Raw genomic sequence first — 19,573 nt, 5'->3', positions numbered from 1 at the left:
TCAGCGTGAATACTCGCGCGCTATCGGTTGGGCTGTCGCCGACGACCATTGTAACTTCACTGCGCGCGTGCACCGCCCGAGCGGGCAGAATTCAGTGCGTCACATCGGTGCTGGAGGCCATTGCCGCGCCGACAATCCCGGCGGTGTTCTGCAGGGTCGCCGCCACCACCGGCGTGCGGTTCTCCAGCAGGTGCACCCACTTGTCGGCCTTGCGGCTGATGCCACCGCCGACGATGAAAAGGTCAGGCCAGATCGCGTTTTCGATGGCCACCAGGACCCGCGTCACCTGCTTGGTCCACTTCTCGTAGCTCCAGTCGTTTTTCTCCTTGACCGACGACGCGGCCCGTTGCTCGGCCTCCTTGCCGCCGACCTCGAGATGGCCAAATTCTGTGTTGGGTATGAGCGTGCCGTCGTTGATGACCGCCGACCCGATACCGGTTCCGAAGGTGAGGAGCACCACCAGGCCGGGCTGGTTGTTCCCGGCGCCGTACCGTTCCTCGGCGAGCCCGGCCGCATCGGCGTCGTTGAGGATCGTCACGTCCTGGCCGTTCAATTCGGCGCTGATGACCTCGCGCGCGTTGGTACCGATCCACGACTTGTCCACGTTGGCCGCCGTCTGAACGATGCCGTGGGTGACCACGCCCGGATAGGTCACCCCGAGCGGGCCGGTCCAGCCGAATCGATCGACCACCTCGGCGATGGTCTTGGCAACCGCTGACGGAGTTGCGGGCTGCGGGGTCGCCAGCTTGATGCGCTCGCCGATTAGCTGGCCCGTGTCCAGGTCGACGATCGCGCCTTTGATGCCGCTGCCGCCGACGTCAATCCCGAATCCGCGATGCGGCTGTGCGGCACCGGCGGTTTGGGCCATTGGGTCGGTGCTGTTCATCGGATCTCCTCGGCGAGACGTGGCGAGACGTTTTGTGTCCGGATCACCTTAGCCCGGCGACAAACCAGGCTTGGCCTGGTGAGGAGCGGGCTGTTTGGGGTGAGCCCGGCGACAAACCAGGCTTGGCCTGGTGAGGAGCGGGCTGTTTGGGGTGAGCCCGGCGACAAACCAGGCTTGGCCTGGTGAGGAGCGGGCTGTTTGGGGTGAGCCCGGCGACAAACCAGGCTTGGCGTGGTGAGGAGCGGGCTGCGTGGGGCGACTGTGATGCGATAGAGCGGTGACACGACCTGACAACGACCCTGCGCGGCTGCGTGTGGTGGCTGAGACCCTGGCCGCCGAGGCGGCCGAATTCGTGCGCAGCCGGCGCGCCGAGCTGTTTGGCGCCCATCCGGCCGCGGCTGACGAGTCGGACGCGGTGCGGGCCAAGAGCACCCCGACCGACCCGGTGACCGTCGTCGACACCGATGCGGAACGGTTGCTGCGCAGTCGACTGGCGCAACTTCGGCCCGGGGACCCGATTGTGGGGGAGGAGGGTGGCGGTCCCGCGGATTCGGCGCCGGCGCCCGACGATGCCGTTACCTGGGTGCTGGATCCCATCGACGGCACCGTGAACTTCGTCTACGGCATCCCGGCCTATGCGGTGTCGATCGGCGCCCAGGTGGGTGGCGTGTCGGTGGCCGGGGCGGTCGCCGACGTGGTGGGCCGCAGCGTGTATTCGGCGGCGCTTGGCCAGGGCGCCCACGTCACCGACGAGCAGGGAACCCGCGAGCTGCGCTGCACCGCGGTGGAGGATTTGTCGATGGCGTTGCTGGGCACCGGGTTTGGCTACTCGGCGGGACGCCGGGCCACCCAGGCCGCCCTGCTGGCCCGGATGCTGCCAATGGTCCGCGACGTGCGCCGGATCGGTTCGGCGGCGCTGGACCTGTGCATGGTCGCGGCCGGCCGTCTCGACGCCTACTACGAGCACGGGCTGCAGTTGTGGGATCGCGCCGCGGGAGCGCTGATCGCCGCCGAGGCCGGAGCGCGGGTGGTGTTGCCCGCCTCGGATGTCGTTGGCGCCGGTTTGGTCGTCGCCGCCGCGCCTGGGGTCGCCGATGAGCTGTTGGGGGTCCTGAAGCGACTCAATGCGCTCGAACCCCTGGACTGAGTCGGCTAACAGCTACTGGCGTGGATCTTTGCTATCAGGGTTGGGTCCGGCGGTTGGGTGGCGCCCGGGCGCAGGCTGCTCAGCACCGCGTCAATGTCGTCGTTGTGCGCCAGGGTGGTGAAGTCGGTGCCCAGGACGAGGTCGACGGAGTCGTCGGCCCGGCCGTCGTTGAACAATTCGGTGCACGGTGCGACCAGCCATACCGCCGCCGCGGTCGCTTGTCCGGCGGTGCCGAATCGGATCTGGCCTTGGCAGTCCAGACGGGTGTCGGCATAGACGGGGTCGTTTGCTGCGGTCGGCTGGGTGAATCCGAGGTCTTTTAGCGCCCCAGCGACGTCGGCGGCTTGACCGCCCCGGCCGCTGGCATTGAGCACCCGGACTTTGGTCTCGCCCAGTTGTGCGGGTGTGACGTCGGTCATTTCGGTGCGCGACACCCGCTCACCGAGTTTGACCGTTGCCGTCGCGTCGGCCGGTTGGGGCGGCGGGTTGCACACCGCGGCCTCGGTGATGTCCGGTGGGCGGGTCAGCGCGACTGTCCACACCACACCGGTCAAGACCACCAGCAGAATCACGACGATGATGGCGGGCCGGGGGTTGCGTCGCCGGAATGGCCGACCGTGTTTGTCGAAGGCGGTACCCTCGGTGATTTGTGCGACCACACGTGCACTCTAGTCCGCACGCTGTCCGCACCGTTTAGGCCTGATTACAAGGGCCGATTCAGAGATGTGACGTAAATCACAGTTGAATCAAGCAAGATACGGGCACGAATCGTTTGGTGGATGCGTTCGACGCTGGTACAAAGCGTTGCTTGAAGTGATGAGGGCATGCGAGGGGACGGAACAATGCCTACCGACTATGACGCTCCACGGCGGACAGAGTCTGACGACGTGTCAGAGGATTCGCTGGAGGAGCTGAAGGCTCGACGGAACGAGGCCGCCTCGTCGGTGGTCGACGTGGATGAATCGGAATCCGCTGAGTCATTCGAGCTGCCAGGGGCTGACTTATCCGGCGAAGAGCTGTCGGTGCGTGTCATTCCGAAGCAGGCTGACGAGTTCACTTGCTCGAGCTGCTTCCTGGTGCAACACCGCAGCCGCCTGGCCAGCGAGAAGAACGGCTTGATGATCTGTACCGACTGCGCCGCCTGATCGGTCAGCTGCGCAATGCAGATAGGACCCGCTCGGGGTGGCGACAGCTCACCAGCCAGTACGGCGTCGGGTCGTCTGGGTCGTCCAGAACGAGCAGAACCATGGGCCCGACCCACGCTCGGTGCAGGACATACGCTGCTGGGTCGAGTTGACGGCCCAAAGCCGCGGACTTCGCCGTGCGTGGAACTTCGGCGGAGCGGGCGATGACGGTGACAGGCAGATGCGCCTCGCCGGCCCATAGCTCGACTTCGCCATCCGCGCCGGCGATGACTCGGATCTCGACTCGGCCTAGCCACAGCAATGCGGCGGCCGCCACAGTGAACAAAATCGCGTACGGGAGCCAGTCCGCGAGAGCGGCTATACCCAGATTGACCTCGAACGCGATGAGTCCTGCCAGTGCGAAGCCCAACGGCCACCACCACCAGGGGACCCAAAGTCGTTCGCGATATCGCACGCTGTGCGGCGCGACGCGCGTTTCGGACATCCGGTCAAGAGTAGTCTGTGGCCCCGTGTCGAACAGTCTCGCCGTTGTGCGTCTTGACCCCGGGCTTCCGCTGCCCAGCCGCGCTCACGATGGCGACGCGGGGGTAGACCTCTACAGCGCCGAAGACGTGGTGCTGCCCCCGGGGCAGCGGGCCCTGGTGCGCACGGGTGTCGCGGTCGCGATTCCTTTCGGCATGGTGGGTCTGGTCCATCCCCGCTCGGGGCTGGCCTCCCGCGTCGGGCTCTCGATCGTCAACAGCCCGGGCACCATCGACGCGGGGTACCGGGGCGAGCTCAAGGTCGCGCTGATCAATCTCGACCCGGCCACGCCAATCGTGGTTAACCGCGGTGACCGTATCGCTCAGCTGTTGGTGCAGCGGGTCGAGTTGCTAGAGCTGGTCGAGGTTTCGTCCTTCGACGAGGCCGGGCTGGCCGCGACATCCCGTGGTGATGGTGGTCATGGTTCCTCCGGCGGACATGCGAGTTTGTGATGGCATTCGGTAGACGCACCCGTAAAGGCGACAGCAGCGGCAGCCCCGTGGAACCCGATGGGCCCGCAGCGCGCGAGGTCGGCGAACCGGCTGCAGATGACGTGGACCTGGTAGGCCCGTTCGACATCGAAGACTTCGACGACCCGTCGGTTGCCCAGCTGGCCCGACTCGATCTGGGATCGGTCTTGGTTCCCATGCCGGAAGGCGGCCAGGTCCAGGTCGAACTGACCGAGAGCGGAGTTCCCAGCGCCGTGTGGGTTGTCACGGCCAACGGTCGCTTCACCATCGCTGCCTATGCGGCGCCCAAGTCCGCCGGCCTGTGGCGTGAGGTCGCATCGGAGCTCGCCGACTCGCTGCGCAAGGATTCGGCCGAGGTATCGATCAAGGATGGCCCGTGGGGTCGGGAAGTGATCGGCACCGCCTCCGGGGTGGTGCGCTTCATCGGCGTCGACGGCTATCGGTGGATGGTCCGGTGTGTGGTCAACGGTCCGCACGAGACCATCGACACGCTGACCGATGAGGCCCGCGAGGCGCTGGCCGACACGGTGATTCGCCGCGGCGACAAGCCGTTGCCGGTGCGCACCCCGCTGCCGGTGCAGTTGCCTGAGTCGATGGTGGAGCAACTGCGGCAGGCTGCGGCGGCCCAGCACGAGCAGGGACAGCAGGGACAGCAGGAGCCCGACCAGCCGGCACCGCGGCGCGGGGCCGAAGGATCTGCCATGCAGCAGCTGCGCAGCACCACCGGCGGCTAGGCGTACCCAGCGCTCAAATATCGGCCAGAGCGGCCAGGCAGGCGGCGCCCAGCGCCGAAGTGTCGGCCCCCATCTGCTCCAGCGTCACCGTCCGCAAGGCGGCGTGTGCCGCTGCGGACACCCAGTCGAGACCGACCTGCAGTGGATGGACCGGGTCATCGGTCGCGGCGGCCACCCCCAGCGGCACGGTAAGGCGGCCCAATTCGGTGCTGCTTGGCGCCACGTAGTCGGCCGCCTGTTCCATCGCATCGGGAAGCTGCGGCCATTGCACCCGCCAGGACCGAGCCAGCTCGTCGGCCAACCAGGGTGGGCTGGATGCCCGCATCTGCGTTGTTGTGGTGGCCAGGCCGTCGCGACGCAATTGCGCTGCCGTGTAGCGCGCCGAGTGGGCGGCCGGCGCCGGCCCAGGTTCCCCGGTCCATGCGGGCAGCGCGGCCAGCACGGCAACGCACCGGTCGGGATGGGCCAGCGCCCACGCGACGGCCACCGCGGCACCGATCGACACGCCGCCCACGGCGATCGGACCGGCCTGGGCGGCCTCATCCAGTGCGGCCAGATAGCCCTCGATTAGGTGTTCTTGCTGCGGCGGCGGTGTCACCAAGATGGCTTCCACGCTTTGCAGCGGGCCGGAAAAGGCCCGGTAGACGTAGTCGTCGTCGGAGCCGGTTCCGGGCAGTAATGCGACGGGTACACCGCGCAGATCGACTGGCACCCCACGATAGTGCCCGGTCATTTCAGGTACTCCAACGTCGGTAGGGCGATCCGTGTGGCGGACGGGAACTAACAGGTCTACGGTGACCGTTGGCATTGTGGAATGCTGCTAGCTAGTGCCACTAGCTAGCACAGCTTCCAAACGACGTTGGAGTGTCAGGAGAGGCCATGGGGGCCGAAGGTTATCTGCGCCGGCTCACCCGTCGGTTGACGGAGGACCCGGAGCAGCGCGACGTCGAAGAATTGTCCGACGAAGTCGTCAATACCGGAGCGCAGCGGGCTATCGACTGCCAACGCGGCCAGGAAGTCACGATGGTAGGCACGCTGCGCAGTGTGGAAACCAACGGCAAGGGTTGTTCCGGCGGTGTTCGGGCCGAATTGTTCGACGGGAGCGACACCGTGACGTTGGTGTGGTTGGGTCAACGCCGGATCCCCGGCATCGACTCGGGCCGCACACTGCGGGTGCGGGGACGGCTTGGCAAGCTCGAGAACGGGAGCAAGGCCATCTACAACCCGCATTACGAAATCCAGCGGTGATCATCGCTTTGGTGGCGGAGGCGGCCGGTGAGCGCTAACCGGGTCAGCGCCGAGAGCTTGCTAGCACAGGCCGGCGGGGTGAGCGGGCTGGTCTACTCGTCGGTTCCGGTAGTGATCTTCGTCGCAGTATCCAGTATCGGCGGACTCTTGCCCGCCATCGGATCCGCGCTTGCCGCGGCCGGGTTGGTGCTGCTGCTGCGCCTGATCCGGCGCGAGTCCACCCAACCTGCGGTCTCCGGGTTCTTCGGGTTCTTCGGGTTCTTCGGGTTCTTCGGGGTCGCCGGGTGCGCGCTGGTCGCCTACCTGGTGGGGCAGTCCAAGGGCTACTTCTTGCTCGGCATCTGGATGTCGCTGCTGTGGGCGGTCGTGTTCGCCCTGTCGATCGTTGTTCGTCGGCCCGTGGTCGGTTTTCTGTGGAGCTGGACCAGCGGGCGTGACCAGGGCTGGCGTGAGGTGCCCCGCGCCGTCTACGCGTTTGACGTCGCAACGCTGGGTTGGACGCTGGTGTTCGCGGTCCGGTTCATCGTCCAGCGGCTTCTCTACGATGCCGACAAGACGGGCTGGCTAGGGGTTGCGCGGATCGGGATGGGCTGGCCGCTGACCGCGGTGGCGGCGCTGGCGACCTATGCGGCGATCAAGGCGGCCCGGCGGGCCATGCCGGCCGCTGACGAGCCCGAGGCCGCAGAAGTCGCTGCCGTCGACACCGAGGCCTGCCGGGAGCTCTAGACCCGGTTCGGACGCATTTAGGGCGCTGAGAGCCCCTGTACCGCGTTGAGCGTGCTCGGCGGGCTCCCCATGGGCCGTGAGGAGCCGGCGGGGCGTTCAGTGTCCTTGGAGGGCTTTGAGTGCGCGCTGAGGGCGGCGTTGCCCCCGTTGCATCGCCACCGGCGCACAGTGCGCGCCGTAATCGCACATTGGCTCGCGCAACGACAGCGCGCGGGTGGCTAGCTCGACGGCAGCAACAGCTGGCTCAGCTCTTCCTCTGCCTCGGTGACCGCGACGAAGAGCAACTCGTCGCCACCTTCAAGGGGTTCATCGGCTTGCGGGACGATGACGCGGGGTCCGCGCAGGATCGTGACCAGCACCGCATCCCGCGGTAGTTGCAGTTTGCGCACCGGTTTACCGCCCCAGGGCGTGTCGTCGGGCAGGGTGATTTCCACCAGGTTGGCCTGACCCTTGCGGAATTCCATCAGCCGCACCAGGTCGCCGACGGCGACAGCCTCTTCGATCAGTGAGGCCAACATGCGGGGCGTCGACACCGCCACGTCCACGCCCCAGGCATCGGTGAAAAGCCACTCGTTGCGGGGATCGTTGACCCGGGCCACCACCCGCGGCACCGCGAACTCCGTCTTGGCCAGCAGGCTGAGCACCACGTTGGCCTTGTCATCGCCGGTGGCGGCGACCACGACATCGAAATCTTCGAGATGAACCGACTCCAGCAGGCTCAGTTCGCAGGCATCGCCCAGCAGCCAATGCGCGGCCGGAATGGCGTCGTCGTCGACGTGATCGCTGTTGCGTTCGATCAGGGTCACGTCGTGGGCGTTTGCGATCAGTTCGCGGGCGACTGAGCGGCCGACCGCGCCGGCGCCGGCGACAACGACTTTCATTTGCCCCACCCCTCAACCCCGGCTGCGCCGATGTGTGCGTCGCGAGCGCGGCTCATTTGGCGGTCCCCGACTCGAAATCCTCGCTCGGCGGCAGCGCCGCGATGGCGACGGCCTCGGCCGCCCGCCCGGAGATGGCGGCGACATAGACCTGGTCACCGGCCTGTAGCACCGTTTTCGGTTCGGGCAGCACGCCGGTGCCGAAACGGAGTAGGAACGCGACCCGGGCACCGGTGGCCTGCTGCAGGTCGGAGACGCGGCAGCCGACCCAGTCTTCGTGCAGCACTACTTCACAGACCGCGACGGTGCCGGTGGGATCGCGCCACTTGGCGGTCTCGGTCTCCCGGAGCAGGGCGTTGAGCAGGCGGTCGGTTGTCCACGGCACCGTGGCGATGGTGGGAATGCCGAGGCGTTCGTAGACCTCGGCGCGCTTGGCGTCATAGATCCGCGCGACGACGCGTTTGACGCCGAAGGTCTCCCGGGCCAAACGCGCCGAGATGATGTTGGAGTTGTCTCCGGAGGACACCGCGGCGAAGGCGTCGGCGCCCTCGATTCCCGCGCTGAGCAGCACATCTCGGTCGAATCCCTGGCCCAGAACACGCTCGCCGGCGAATTCGGCACTGAGCCGGTTGAAGGCAGTGCCGTCGCGGTCGATCACCGACACGTCGTGGCCGATTCGCGACAGTGCATCGGCCACCGAAGAGCCGACTCGGCCGCAGCCCATCACTACCACTCGCACTTGACGTCCTCTCGGCCGTATCCCTCGCGTCGAACGCAATCGGTAACCACACTGGCCAGCCGATTCCCCTATGGAAAATTCTCGCCTAGGGAACGCTACCGTCAACGCCGATGGGGCTTACCCTTGGCTCTCGTGTCCAAACTTTCCACGGCCGCGCGCCGGCTGCTAATCGGCCGGCCGTTTCGCAGCGATCGGCTTAGCCACACGCTATTGCCAAAACGGATCGCGTTGCCGGTGTTTGCCTCCGACGCGATGTCCTCGGTGGCATACGCCCCGGAGGAGATCTTTCTGATGCTGTCGGTGGCGGGCCTGGCGGCCTACTCGATGGCGCCGTGGATCGCGCTGGCGGTGGCAGCGGTGTTGCTCGTCGTGGTCTCCAGTTACCGCCAGAACGTGCACGCCTACCCATCCGGCGGCGGGGACTACGAGGTCGTCAGCACCAACCTCGGGCCCACCGCCGGCCTGGTGGTGGCCAGCGCCTTGATGGTGGATTACGTTCTCACCGTTGCGGTCTCGATAGCTTCGGCGATGTCGAACATCGGCTCGGCGATCCCATTCGTCTATGACCACAAGGTGTTCTTCGCGGTGGCCGCCATCCTGCTGGTGACGGCGTTGAATCTGCGCGGCGTCCGCGAATCAGGGCTGGCATTCGCCATCCCGACTTATGCATTCATCATCGGGATCAGCGCCATGCTGGGCTGGGGCTTGTTCCGGATCTACGTGCTGGGCAATCAGGTACGCGCCGAATCCGCTGGATTTGTGATGCACGCCGAGCACGGCAAGGTGGTTGGCATCGCGCTGGTTTTTTTGGTGGCCCGCTCGTTCTCCTCCGGCTGTGCGGCGCTCACCGGTGTGGAGGCGATCAGCAACGGGGTACCGGCCTTCCAGAAGCCGAAGTCGCGCAACGCCGCGACCACGCTGCTCATGCTGGGCGCCATCGCGGTGGCCCTGCTGATGGGTGTGGTCGCGCTGGCCGTGCAGACCGGGGCCCAAGTCGTCGACGACCCGGATACCCAGTTGACCGGTGCTCCGGACGGGTACCAGCAAAAGACGCTGGTCGCCCAGCTGGCGCAGGCCGTATTCGGCAGCTTTCACCTCGGCTTCCTGATGATCGCTGCGGTGACTGCGCTCATCTTGGTGCTGGCCGCCAACACCGCCTTCAACGGCTTCCCGGTCCTGGGCTCGGTGCTGGCTCAGCACAGTTACCTGCCCCGCCAACTACACACCCGCGGGGATCGCCTGGCGTTTTCCAACGGCATCATCTTCTTGTCCGCGGCGGCCGTCGGGGCGGTCGTCGCGTTCCGGGCTGAGCTGACGGCGCTGATCCAGCTCTACATCGTCGGCGTGTTCATTTCGTTCACGCTGAGCCAGATCGGAATGGTCCGGCACTGGACTCGCTTGCTGCGCACCGAAACCGATGTCGCGGCCCGGCGCAAGATGGTGCGCTCCCGGGTGGTCAACTCGGTCGGCCTGGTGTCCACCGGGGCTGTCCTGTTGATCGTCCTGGTCACCAAATTCCTTGCCGGCGCGTGGATCGCCATTGTGGCAATGGGTTCGGTCTTCATTCTGATGAAGATGATCCGAAGGCACTACGACACGGTCAATCGGGAACTGGAGGAGCAAGCCGCCGCCCATGACAACGAGGTGGTGTTGCCCAGCCGCAACCACGCCTTGGTGCTGGTCTCGAAGTTGCACCTGCCCACGCTGCGGGCCCTGTCCTACGCGCGGGCGACCCGTCCGGATGTGCTCGAGGCGATCACCGTCAGTGTCGATGATGTCGAGACCCGCGAGCTGGTGCGGCAGTGGGAGGACAGCGACGTCAGCGTGCCGCTGAAGGTCATTGCTTCGCCCTATCGCGAGATCACCCGTCCGGTATTGGATTACGTCAAACGGGTCAGCAAGGAATCGCCACGCACCGTGGTGACGGTGTTCATCCCGGAGTACGTGGTGGGCCGGTGGTGGGAGCAGCTGTTGCACAACCAAAGTGCCTTCCGGCTCAAGACGCGGCTGCTGTTCATGCCCGGGGTGATGGTCACCTCGGTGCCATGGCAGCTGACGTCGTCGGAGCGGATCAACACGTTGGAGCCGCATGCGGCTCCCGGCGACATGCGGCGGGGCATTTTCGATTGAACCCGAATCAGGCACTTGAACTGAACCTGGTCACCGGTGCGGCCGCCAACGGCGGTAGCTGCGTGGCCCGCCACGAGGGGCGAGTGGTCTTCGTCCGCCATGCGCTACCGGGGGAGCGGGTGCTCGCCAGAGTCACCGCGCAACGTGGTTCCTATTGGAACGCAGAGGTTATCGAGGTCATCGACCCGTCGCCGGACCGGATCGGGTCGTTGTGCCCCATCGCCGGGGTGGATGGTGCCGGGTGTTGTGATCTGGCGTTTGCGGCCCCGGACGCGGCCCGGGCGATCAAGTCGAGCGTGGTTGGCGAACAGCTGCAACGCCTTGGCGGCTTCAGCTGGTCCGGCGCGGCTGAGCCGCTCTCGGATGCCGGCCCGACGGGGTGGCGTACCCGGGTTCGGCTCGAGGTGGGAGCGGACCATTGCGTGGGTTTCCACCGCTACCACAGCAACGAACTGGTCACCGATCTGAGCTGTGGGCAGCTGCCCGACGGAATGCTGGACGGGCTGGCGCAGCGGTCGGCCAAGGCCGGTTGGCCGGCCGGGGCGCAACTGCATGTGGCGCTCGGTGACGACGGGGCACGCCACGTGGTGCTCACGGTGCGCCGGGGCCGGCGAACCGACGCCAAGGTGGTCGAGGGCGACCCGCGTGTGCTGCAGCGGGTGGGTGAGCGCAGCTGGCGCATTCCGGCGACGGCGTTCTGGCAGTCACACCGCGACGCAGCGAAGGTGTACAGCGGCCTGGTCGCGGACTGGGCCCAACCCGGCGCCGGCATGACCGCCTGGGATCTCTACGGGGGAGCGGGTGTTTTCGCGGCGGTGCTCGGTGACGCGGTGGGGGAGTCGGGACGGGTCTTGAGCGTGGACACCGCGCGCGCGGCCTCGGCCGCGGCCCGCGTCGCCCTGGCTGATCTGCCCCAGGTCGAGGTGGTCACCGATTCGGTGCGACGGGTGCTGGCGGCTCAGGACGGTGGCGCCGATATTGCGGTGCTGGACCCGCCCCGATCGGGCGCCGGGCGTGAGGTCATTGATCTGCTGGCCGATGCCGGAGTGCGCCGTGTGGTTCACATTGGTTGTGAAGCAGCGTCTTTCGCTCGCGACCTCGGCCTGTATCGGGGCCACGGGTACGGCGTCGACGCCATCAAGGTGTTCGATGCCTTCCCGTTGACCCATCACGTGGAGTGCGTTGCCCTGCTAACCCGCTAGCCCGTTGGGCGTCGGGGCCGAATGCGCGCGCGCCGAGGCCCGAAGCGCCGCGAACTTGATTATGCTGGCGAGGGCGCTCCGGGAAGTCTGGTCGGAACTGGACGAAAGGAGCGCGCATGCGCGACCCCGAGCCGGCCGTGTCCGGCGCCGTGGGCGAGGTGATCCGGGTCCGTGGACTCACCTTCGCGTATCCGAAAGCGTCGACACCCGCGGTGCGCGGCATGGATTTCAGTGTCGGCCGAGGTGAAATCTTCGGCTTTCTCGGTCCCAGCGGTGCGGGCAAGTCGACGACGCAACGAATTCTTATCGGGCTACTGCGTGGCCACGGCGGTGAAGTGGCGGTGTAGGGCAAAGACCCGGCGAGCTGGGGCTCCGAATACTACGAGCGCATTGGCGTGTCGTTCGAGTTGCCCAATCACTATCAGAAACTCACCGGGCTGGAGAACCTGCAGTTCTTCGCCTCGCTCTACAGCGCGCCGACGCTGGATCCGATGCAGCTACTCGAGGCGGTCGGATTGGCCGACCACGCAGATACCCGGGCGGGCAAGTACTCCAAAGGCATGCAGATGCGCCTGACGTTCGCCAGGGCGCTACTCAACGACCCCGAGTTGCTCTTCCTGGACGAACCGACTTCGGGGATGGATCCGGTGAACGCCCGCAGCGTGAAGAACATGATCATGGATCTGAAGGCACGCGGGCGCACGGTGTTTCTCACCACACACGACATGGCGACGGCGGACGAGCTGTGTGACCGGGTGGCCTTTGTCGTCGACGGGAGCATCGTCGCGTCTGACCGGCCCGCCGAGCTGAAGATCGCCCGCAGCCAGCGCCTGGTCACGGTCGAATATCGCGGCAACGGCGGTGGTTTGAGCGCCGCGGAGTTTTCGCTGGACACGCTGGCCGACGACCCGGCATTTCACGCGGTGCTGCGCGAACATCAGGTCGAGACGATCCACAGCAGGGAAGCCAGCCTCGAGGACGTATTCGTCGAAGTCACCGGCCGGCGGTTGTCGTGAGCCGCTTGAGCACGGCGCTGCGGCTGGAGCTGACGCTGCAAAACCGTCAGCGGTTCCTGCATGCCGCGGTGTTTTCGGGCTTGATCTGGCTGGCGGTGCTGCTGCCGATGCCGGCCGACTTGCGTTCGGTTGCCGAACCTTACGTGCTCTCCGGTGACATCACCATCATCGGGTTCTTCTTTGTCGCCGGCACGGTCTTCTTCGAAAAGCAGGAGCGCACGCTGAGCGCGGTGATCGCCACCCCGCTGCGGTTCGGGGAATATCTGGCGGCCAAACTGGCCGTCCTGCTGATGGTTTCGGTCGGGGTGGCGGTGGTGGTGGCCACCATCGCGCATGGGTTTTCCTACTCGGCCGCGCCGATGATCGTCGCGGTGGCGCTGGGGACGTTGTTGATGCTGCTGGTGGGGTTCATCAGCTCGTTGCCATTCGCCTCGATCAGCGACTGGTTCCTGGTGGCGACGATCCCGCTGGCGGTAATGAATCTGCCGGTGCTGTACTACTCCGGGGTGTGGCCGCACCCGGTGCTGTATGCCATTCCCACCCAGGGGCCGCTGTTGCTGCTCGGCGCGGCCTTCGGTCAGCTGACCCTGGCGCCCTGGCAAATCGGATACGCGCTGTTGTATCCGTCGGTGTGTGTCGGGGTGCTGTATCGAGTGGCTGAGGCAAGCTTCGCCCGTTACGTCGTCGCAGCGGCGGGTAGCTGGTGAGCGCCCCGGCCGGCGCGTCGATACGCGCACTGATCGCGTTTGGGCGCAACGACATCCGCGGTACCTATCGTGAGCCGCTGTTGGTCATGATCGTGGTCGCACCCGTCATCTGGACCAGCGCAGTCGCGCTGCTGACGCCGCGGGTGACCACGATGCTGGCCGATCGCAACGGGTTCGACCTGAGGCCCTACTATCCGCTGATCTTGACCGCATTCCTGCTGCTGACCAGCATCATCATCGTCGGTGGTTTGGCGGCGTTTCTCGTTCTCGACGAGGTGGACGCCGGCACGCTGGCCGCGCTGCGGGTCACCCCGGTGCCGCTGTCGACCTTCTTTGTCTATCGTGCCGCCACCGTCATGGTGGTCACCACCATCTATGTGGTGGCAACGTTGTCGCTCAGCGGCATACTCGAGCTGCGGCTGTTGCCCTCGCTGATCCCGATCGGCCTGCTTGCGGGACTGTCGGCGGTGGTGACCCTGCTGTTGATTCTGGCCGTGGCCAACAACAAGATTCAGGGGCTGGCCGCCGTCCGCGCGCTGGGGATGCTGATCGCGGGATTGCCCTGCCTGCCCTGGTTCATCCACTCCAACTGGAACTTCGTGTTCGCGGTGTTGCCCCCGTACTGGCCGGCCAAAGCGTTCTGGCTGGCCAGCGATCACGCCACCTGGTGGCCGTACCTGGTGGCGGGAAGCGCCTACAACCTGGCGCTGGCCTGGGCGCTGTTCCGCCGTTTCCACGCCAAACACGTGGCCTCGGTCTAGCCGGGTCAACTCCAAACGAAGTAGCGCAGCCACAGGTAGGCCGCCGCCACCAGCAGTGAGATGGTGGTGACCACGATGCCTTTGCGGGTGAATTCCCAGAATGAGATGGGAGTGCCTGCCCGGCGGGCGATTCCCAGCATCACGACGTTGGCGCTGGCTCCGACGGCGGTGAGGTTGCCACCGAAGTCGGCACCCAGGGCCAGCGCCCACCACAGCGCGTCCGGGTTGACCTGACCGGGCATCACCGCGACCAGTTCGGTGACGATAGGCGTCATGGTGGCGACGTAGGGGATGTTGTCGATGATGCCCGACACCGGAGCCGACACCCCGATGATCAACAAGACGGTGAATAGTTCGTTACCGCCGGTCAGTTCGATCGAGGCGCGCGCGAGTTTGTCCACGACGCCGGTCTTCACCAGCGCCCCGACCATGATGAACAGCCCAGCGAAGAACAGCAGCGTTTCCCACTCGACGCTGGCCAGATAATCGCGGCCGCCCAGTCCGGAGATGATGATCAGCACGCCGGCGCCCAGCAGGGCCACCACCGAGGGCTGGATGTGCAGCACCGGATGGGCGATGAAGGTCGCGAACACCGCCAGCAGCACCACGCCGCACTTGATCAGCAATTTGCGGTCACTGATCGCTTCGCGCTCATTGAGCGACATGACGTCGGAGACCCGTTCGGGCTCGACGGTGACCGAGCCGAACAAGCGGGGCAGCAGTGCGACGAAGATGACCAGCACGATGAGCACGACCGGGGCCATGTTCAGCAGGAAGTCGTTGAACGACAGTCCGGCTCGGCTGGCGATGATGATGTTGGGTGGGTCGCCGACCAGTGTTGCCGCGCCACCGATGTTGGCGGCGAAAACCTCGGCCATCAAGAACGGCGATGGGTTGATCGCCAACCGGTCGCACACCAGCAGGGTGACGGGGGCGATCAGCAGCACCGTGGTGACGTTGTCCAACAAGGCCGAACCGAACGCCATCACCAGGACCAGCAGAATCATGATGCGGGTGGGGGAGCCATTGGCGCGTTTGACGGCCCAGATGGCGATGTATTCAAAGACGCCGGTCTGGCGCAGCACGCTGACGATGATCATCATGCCCAGCAGCAGAAAGATGACGTCCCAGTCGATTCCGGTGTCGTGGGAGTAGAACACGTCGTGGGAGTCGACGATGCCCACCGCGAGCATGATCGCCGCACCCACCAGCGCCGCACGGGTCTTGCTGACCCGGTCGCTGGCGATGAGCGCGTAGGTGACGACGAACACCCCGATCGCAATGACGCTCACGGGGTCTCCGATGAATCGTTATCTGGTGTGTGCACGGGTCAACTCAGTACGAAGTAGCGAACCCAGAGGTAGATGGCGGCCAGCACCAGCGACATCGTGGTGACCACGATGCCCTTACGGGTGAATTCCCAGAAGGAGATGGGATTGTCGGCCCGCTTGGCGATGCCCAGGACGATGACGTTGGCGCTGGCGCCGATCGCGGTGAGGTTGCCACCGAAGTCGGTGCCCAGCGCAAGGGCCCACCACAACACGTCCGGGTTGCCCTTGTCGCCCAGGACCGGCACCAACTCGGCGACGATCGGCGTCATGGTGGCCGCGTAGGGAACGTTGTTGACGATGCCGCTGATCACCAGCGAGGCGGCCAGGATCACCATGGTCGCCAGCAGGGTGTTGCCGCCGGTCGCGGTCACCGCCATTTGCGCGACCTGCGTGACCACACCGGTTTTCACCAGGGCACCGACCATGATGAACAGACCCACGAAGAACAGCAGCGTGTCCCACTCGACGCTGGACAGATAGTCGGAGTGGTCCAGCCGGGAGACGACCACCAGGATGCCGGCACCGATCAGCGCCACCATGGACGGCTTCACGTGCAGCGCGGAGTTCGCGACGAATGCCGTGAACACCAGGAGCAGGACGATGCCGCACTTGATCAGCAGGCCGTGGTCGCGGATGGCCTCCTTCTCTTCCAGCGACATCACGTCGGCGACTCGCTCGGGGTCGGCCTCGAATGAGCCGGGGAACAGGCGCGGCAGCATCAGGATGAACACCGCCATCACGATGACCACGATCGGAGCCAGGTGGACCAGGAAGTCGTTGAACGTCAGCCCGCCCTTGCTGGCGATGACGATGTTGGGCGGGTCACCGACCAGTGTCGCGGTGCCGCCGATGTTGGAGGCGAACGCTTCGGCCATCAGATACGGCGCCGGGTTGATCACCAGCCGGTCACACACCAGCAGGGTGACCGGGGCGATCAGCAGCACCGTGGTGACGTTGTCCAGCAGCGCCGATGCGACCGCGGTGACGATCACCAACAGGATCATGATCCGCAGTGGTTTGCCGCGGGCCCGCTTGGCCGCCCAGATCGCGACGTATTCGAACACACCGGTCTGACGCAGCACGCTGACGATGATCATCATGCCGAGCAGCAAGAAGATGACGTCCCAGTCGACCCCGGTCTCGTGGGAATAGAAGACGTCCTCGGAATTGATGACCGGCAGCATCACCACGATCGCGGCACCGGCCAACGCCACCAGGGTCTTGTTGACGCGTTCGCTGGCGATCAGCGCATAGGCCACCACAAAGATGGCGACCGCGACAATGCTCATCGAGTCGCTACCTGTGTCTTTGCCCGCAGACCGTCTATCGCTGAATCCGTTGAGATCAAGGCCTTAGCGCCGCTCCCAGAAGGCGCGATGCCGTGATCACCCCGTGCAACTTGCCGTTCTTGACCACCGCGAGCAGCGGGCTGCGCAACCGAGCCATCAGCGCGGCCACCTCGATGATGGTGTCGTCGGCATTGACCGGCGGAACGTCATTGAGGTGATCAGGCAACACATCGCTGACCTTCTTGCCGCGCAGTTTTTCCGCGCAGCGGTCTGCCATCGATTCGTTGAGCACACCGGCCAGCGATGGGTCGTCCTGGACATAGCGGGGAACGATGAATCGGACCACCTGCGACGCCGGCAACACCGCGTAAGGGCTGCCGGTTTTCTTGGTAACCAGCAACCCGGGCAGGCGGTGTTCGGCCAGCGTGCGTGCCGCCTCGAGTGCGTCTGAGTCGATGCTGATTACGGGATACTCCTCGGCGATGTCCTCGGCGCGCATATGGTGACCATACGTTGCCGGTGTGGTCAGGGTTAGCTCATTTGCACCCATCGTGTTCTTTCGCGTCGTAAGTGCTTGCAGGACAATCAGACGCCGACCAGGCTTCCCGGCTCACCGGTCTCCGACGCTATCAAGCCGTCCGGTCGATGGGCGGCGGAGGTCATTGATGGCTCCGATGCGCAGGCGCTGCGTACACTGGCGAGATGCTGCAACAGATCCGTGGTCCCGCTGATCTGCAGCACCTGCCGCAGGCGCAGCTGCGTGAGCTGGCTCAGGAAATCCGAGAGTTTCTGGTCCACAAAGTCGCCGCCACCGGGGGACACCTGGGACCGAATCTTGGGGTCGTGGAGCTGACGCTGGCTTTGCACCGGGTGTTCGACTCGCCGCACGATCCGATCATCTTCGACACAGGGCACCAGGCCTACGTGCACAAGATGCTGACCGGCCGCGCCCAGGACTTCGAGAGCCTGCGCAAGAAGGGCGGGTTGTCGGGTTATCCGTGCCGGGCCGAGAGCGAACACGACTGGGTGGAATCCAGCCACGCCAGCGCGGCGCTGTCCTACGCCGACGGTCTGTCCAAGGCGTTCGAGCTGAGCGGGCTCCGTAATCGGCATGTGGTTGCGGTGGTCGGCGACGGCGCGCTCACCGGCGGCATGTGTTGGGAAGCGCTGAACAACATCGCCGCCTCGCACCGGCCGGTGGTCATCGTCGTCAACGACAACGGCCGCAGCTACGCGCCGACCATCGGCGGGGTCGCCGACCACCTGGCCAAGCTGCGGTTGCAGCCGGCCTACGAACAGGTGCTGGAGAAGGGCCGAGACGTGGTGCGGGCGGTGCCGCTGGTCGGCGAAGTCTGTTACCACTTCATGCACAGCGTCAAGGCAGGTATCAAGGACTCCCTGTCGCCGCAGTTGCTGTTCACCGACCTCGGGTTGAAGTACGTCGGCCCGGTCGACGGACACGACGAGCGGGCGGTAGAGGTCGCGTTGCGCAGTGCCCGCGGTTTCGGCGGCCCGGTGATCGTGCACGTGGTCACCCGCAAGGGCATGGGTTACGGCCCGGCCGAGGCCGACGTGGCCGAGCAGATGCACTCCACGGTTCCGATCGACCCGGCCACCGGACAGGCCACCAAGCTGGCGGGCCCGGGCTGGACGACGACGTTCGCCGATGCCTTGATCGAATACGCCGGCAAGCGCCGCGACATCGTGGCCATCACCGCGGCCATGCCGGGCCCCACCGGTTTGACCGCGTTCGGCCAGCAGTTCCCGGACCGCCTGTTCGACGTCGGTATCGCCGAGCAACACGCGATGACGTCGGCGGCCGGGCTGGCGATGGGCGGAATGCATCCGGTCGTCGCGATCTACTCGACGTTCCTGAACCGCGCATTCGACCAGATCATGATGGATGTGGCGCTGCACCAGCTGCCGGTCACCATGGTGCTCGACCGGGCCGGGATCACCGGTTCGGATGGTCCGAGCCACAACGGCATGTGGGATTTGTCGATGCTGGGCATCGTTCCCGGAATTCGGGTAGCCGCACCCAGGGATGCCACCCGGTTGCGCGAGGAACTGGGCGAGGCGCTCGACGTCGATGACGGACCGACGGCGTTGCGGTTCCCCAAAGGCGATGTGGGCGAAGATATTCCGGCACTGGAACGGCGCGATGGCATGGATGTGCTGGCTGTGCCGGCTAGCGGCTTGAACCACGACGTGCTGCTGATAGCGGTAGGTGCATTGGCGTCGATGGCGCTGGCGGTGGCCAAACGGCTGCACAACCAGGGGATCGGGGTGACGGTGATCGACCCTCGCTGGGTGTTGCCGGTGGCCGATGGGATCGGCGACCTGGCGGTGGCGCACAAGCTGGTGGTGACGCTGGAGGACAACGGCGTCAACGGTGGCGTCGGGTCAGCGGTGTCCGCTGCGCTGCGGCGTGCCGAGATTGACGTGCCCTGTCGCGATGTGGGGTTGCCGCAGCAGTTCTTCGAGCACGCCTCGCGCGGTGAACTGCTGGCCGACCTGGGGTTGACCGATCAGGACGTGGCCCGCCGGGTCACCGGTTGGGTTGCCGCGCTGGGTGCTTGCGTTTCGGAAGCCGAGATCAAAGAACATCTCGACTAGGGTTCCGCTGACTTAGCTGCCGCCCC

General features: G+C 65.9%; 20 protein-coding genes and 1 pseudogene. 12 read left to right on the top strand and 9 right to left on the bottom strand.

All coding sequences use genetic code 11. From position 1 onward, the window contains the following. Nucleotides 1-91: 91 nt before the first annotated feature. The gene (ppgK, locus tag MMSP_RS19335) at nucleotides 92-886 is read right to left on the bottom strand and encodes a polyphosphate--glucose phosphotransferase (RefSeq protein WP_020787973.1); all 795 of its coding nucleotides are present in this window, start codon (nucleotides 884-886) and stop codon (nucleotides 92-94) included. 277 nt (nucleotides 887-1,163) lie between these two features. Here ppgK and MMSP_RS19330 point away from each other — a divergent pair, with 277 nt between their 5' ends. Beyond that, the gene (locus MMSP_RS19330; protein ID WP_011741133.1) at nucleotides 1,164-2,033 is read left to right on the top strand and encodes an inositol monophosphatase family protein; all 870 of its coding nucleotides are present in this window, start codon (nucleotides 1,164-1,166) and stop codon (nucleotides 2,031-2,033) included. A gap of 5 nt (nucleotides 2,034-2,038) precedes the next feature. Here MMSP_RS19330 and cei read toward each other — a convergent pair whose 3' ends face one another. Then, the gene (gene cei / locus MMSP_RS19325) at nucleotides 2,039-2,692 is read right to left on the bottom strand and encodes an envelope integrity protein Cei (RefSeq protein WP_012393797.1); all 654 of its coding nucleotides are present in this window, start codon (nucleotides 2,690-2,692) and stop codon (nucleotides 2,039-2,041) included. A gap of 183 nt (nucleotides 2,693-2,875) precedes the next feature. Between cei and MMSP_RS19320 the strand changes: the two genes are divergently transcribed. After that, nucleotides 2,876-3,178: a DUF4193 domain-containing protein gene (locus MMSP_RS19320; protein WP_011741131.1), complete on the top strand. Its 303-nt coding sequence runs from the start codon at nucleotides 2,876-2,878 to the stop codon at nucleotides 3,176-3,178. A 4-nt stretch (nucleotides 3,179-3,182) separates the two neighbouring features. Here the strand turns inward: MMSP_RS19320 and MMSP_RS19315 are convergent, their stop codons facing one another. Next, a complete protein-coding gene (locus MMSP_RS19315) occupies nucleotides 3,183-3,662 on the bottom strand; it encodes a DUF3093 domain-containing protein (RefSeq protein ID WP_011741130.1) in 480 nt (159 codons plus the stop codon). A 25-nt stretch (nucleotides 3,663-3,687) separates the two neighbouring features. Here MMSP_RS19315 and dut point away from each other — a divergent pair, with 25 nt between their 5' ends. Together dut and MMSP_RS19305 are read left to right on the top strand one after the other, a co-directional pair. Continuing rightward, a complete protein-coding gene (gene dut, locus MMSP_RS19310; RefSeq protein ID WP_012393798.1) occupies nucleotides 3,688-4,152 on the top strand; it encodes a dUTP diphosphatase in 465 nt (154 codons plus the stop codon). Beyond that, nucleotides 4,152-4,904 carry a DUF3710 domain-containing protein gene (locus tag MMSP_RS19305; RefSeq protein WP_051153710.1) on the top strand — a complete coding sequence of 251 codons (753 nt, stop codon included), beginning with the start codon at nucleotides 4,152-4,154 and terminating at the stop codon, nucleotides 4,902-4,904. The genes dut and MMSP_RS19305 overlap by 1 nt, the downstream gene beginning before the upstream one ends. A gap of 13 nt (nucleotides 4,905-4,917) precedes the next feature. Here MMSP_RS19305 and MMSP_RS19300 read toward each other — a convergent pair whose 3' ends face one another. Continuing rightward, the gene (locus MMSP_RS19300; protein ID WP_036427427.1) at nucleotides 4,918-5,616 is read right to left on the bottom strand and encodes a serine aminopeptidase domain-containing protein; all 699 of its coding nucleotides are present in this window, start codon (nucleotides 5,614-5,616) and stop codon (nucleotides 4,918-4,920) included. A 167-nt stretch (nucleotides 5,617-5,783) separates the two neighbouring features. Between MMSP_RS19300 and MMSP_RS19295 the strand changes: the two genes are divergently transcribed. Together MMSP_RS19295 and MMSP_RS19290 are read left to right on the top strand one after the other, a co-directional pair. Further along, entirely contained in the window at nucleotides 5,784-6,152 is a 369-nt protein-coding gene (locus MMSP_RS19295; protein WP_011741126.1) for an OB-fold nucleic acid binding domain-containing protein, read from the top strand. A 27-nt stretch (nucleotides 6,153-6,179) separates the two neighbouring features. After that, entirely contained in the window at nucleotides 6,180-6,878 is a 699-nt protein-coding gene (locus MMSP_RS19290) for a DUF3159 domain-containing protein (RefSeq protein WP_020787970.1), read from the top strand. Between the two features lie 218 nt (nucleotides 6,879-7,096). Here the strand turns inward: MMSP_RS19290 and MMSP_RS19285 are convergent, their stop codons facing one another. Further along, nucleotides 7,097-7,759 (bottom strand): TrkA family potassium uptake protein, encoded by a 663-nt coding sequence (locus tag MMSP_RS19285; protein WP_011741124.1) that lies wholly within the window; start codon nucleotides 7,757-7,759, stop codon nucleotides 7,097-7,099. 52 nt (nucleotides 7,760-7,811) lie between these two features. Further along, on the bottom strand, nucleotides 7,812-8,495 hold the full coding sequence (locus MMSP_RS19280; RefSeq protein ID WP_011741123.1) for a TrkA family potassium uptake protein: 684 nt from the start codon (nucleotides 8,493-8,495) through the stop codon (nucleotides 7,812-7,814). A gap of 132 nt (nucleotides 8,496-8,627) precedes the next feature. Here MMSP_RS19280 and MMSP_RS19275 point away from each other — a divergent pair, with 132 nt between their 5' ends. From MMSP_RS19275 to MMSP_RS19255, 5 genes and pseudogenes are all read left to right on the top strand, one after another. Further along, a complete protein-coding gene (locus tag MMSP_RS19275) occupies nucleotides 8,628-10,625 on the top strand; it encodes an APC family permease (RefSeq protein WP_015355339.1) in 1,998 nt (665 codons plus the stop codon). After that, the gene (locus MMSP_RS19270; RefSeq protein WP_020724821.1) at nucleotides 10,622-11,827 is read left to right on the top strand and encodes a class I SAM-dependent RNA methyltransferase; all 1,206 of its coding nucleotides are present in this window, start codon (nucleotides 10,622-10,624) and stop codon (nucleotides 11,825-11,827) included. The genes MMSP_RS19275 and MMSP_RS19270 overlap by 4 nt, the downstream gene beginning before the upstream one ends. A 116-nt stretch (nucleotides 11,828-11,943) precedes the next feature. Beyond that, a pseudogene (locus MMSP_RS19265) lies at nucleotides 11,944-12,843 on the top strand (ABC transporter ATP-binding protein). Next, complete coding sequence (locus tag MMSP_RS19260; RefSeq protein WP_020787966.1) at nucleotides 12,840-13,550, top strand: ABC transporter permease; 711 nt, start codon at nucleotides 12,840-12,842, stop codon at nucleotides 13,548-13,550. Before MMSP_RS19265 ends, MMSP_RS19260 begins: the two are co-directional and overlap by 4 nt. Then, nucleotides 13,547-14,311 carry a hypothetical protein gene (locus tag MMSP_RS19255; RefSeq protein WP_020724824.1) on the top strand — a complete coding sequence of 255 codons (765 nt, stop codon included), beginning with the start codon at nucleotides 13,547-13,549 and terminating at the stop codon, nucleotides 14,309-14,311. Before MMSP_RS19260 ends, MMSP_RS19255 begins: the two co-directional genes overlap by 4 nt. 5 nt (nucleotides 14,312-14,316) lie before the next feature. On the opposite strand, the gene MMSP_RS19250 is transcribed toward MMSP_RS19255, so the two are convergent. The 3 genes from MMSP_RS19250 to MMSP_RS19240 are packed head-to-tail and all read right to left on the bottom strand — an operon-like array spanning nucleotide 14,317 to nucleotide 17,430. Continuing rightward, nucleotides 14,317-15,603 carry an ArsB/NhaD family transporter gene (locus MMSP_RS19250; protein WP_012393808.1) on the bottom strand — a complete coding sequence of 429 codons (1,287 nt, stop codon included), beginning with the start codon at nucleotides 15,601-15,603 and terminating at the stop codon, nucleotides 14,317-14,319. A gap of 38 nt (nucleotides 15,604-15,641) precedes the next feature. Further along, entirely contained in the window at nucleotides 15,642-16,931 is a 1,290-nt protein-coding gene (locus tag MMSP_RS19245) for an SLC13 family permease (protein ID WP_020787965.1), read from the bottom strand. A 55-nt stretch (nucleotides 16,932-16,986) separates the two neighbouring features. Further along, nucleotides 16,987-17,430, bottom strand: a complete 444-nt coding sequence (locus tag MMSP_RS19240) for a CBS domain-containing protein (RefSeq protein WP_012393810.1) — start codon at nucleotides 17,428-17,430, stop codon at nucleotides 16,987-16,989. 203 nt (nucleotides 17,431-17,633) lie between these two features. On the opposite strand from MMSP_RS19240, the gene dxs reads away from it, so the two are divergent. Next, nucleotides 17,634-19,547, top strand: coding sequence for a 1-deoxy-D-xylulose-5-phosphate synthase (gene dxs / locus MMSP_RS19235; RefSeq protein ID WP_036426730.1), 1,914 nt, complete (start codon nucleotides 17,634-17,636; stop codon nucleotides 19,545-19,547). Nucleotides 19,548-19,573: the final 26 nt, after the last annotated feature.

It is taken from the genome of Mycobacterium sp. 012931 (assembly GCF_000419295.1).
Lineage (GTDB): Bacteria > Actinomycetota > Actinomycetes > Mycobacteriales > Mycobacteriaceae > Mycobacterium > Mycobacterium marinum.
The sequence above is the reverse complement of the archived record's forward strand: the minus strand, read 5'-3'. Positions and strand labels throughout refer to the sequence as shown.

Coding starts and splice junctions, on each gene's coding strand:
- ppgK (WP_020787973.1), bottom strand. CDS start 886: ATGAACAGCACCGACCCAATGGCCCAAACCGCCGGTGCCGCACAGCCG.
- MMSP_RS19320 (WP_011741131.1), top strand. CDS start 2,876: ATGCCTACCGACTATGACGCTCCACGGCGGACAGAGTCTGACGACGTG.
- MMSP_RS19315 (WP_011741130.1), bottom strand. CDS start 3,662: ATGTCCGAAACGCGCGTCGCGCCGCACAGCGTGCGATATCGCGAACGA.
- MMSP_RS19305 (WP_051153710.1), top strand. CDS start 4,152: ATGGCATTCGGTAGACGCACCCGTAAAGGCGACAGCAGCGGCAGCCCC.
- MMSP_RS19295 (WP_011741126.1), top strand. CDS start 5,784: ATGGGGGCCGAAGGTTATCTGCGCCGGCTCACCCGTCGGTTGACGGAG.
- MMSP_RS19285 (WP_011741124.1), bottom strand. CDS start 7,759: ATGAAAGTCGTTGTCGCCGGCGCCGGCGCGGTCGGCCGCTCAGTCGCC.
- MMSP_RS19245 (WP_020787965.1), bottom strand. CDS start 16,931: ATGAGCATTGTCGCGGTCGCCATCTTTGTGGTGGCCTATGCGCTGATC.
- MMSP_RS19240 (WP_012393810.1), bottom strand. CDS start 17,430: ATGCGCGCCGAGGACATCGCCGAGGAGTATCCCGTAATCAGCATCGAC.
- dxs (WP_036426730.1), top strand. CDS start 17,634: ATGCTGCAACAGATCCGTGGTCCCGCTGATCTGCAGCACCTGCCGCAG.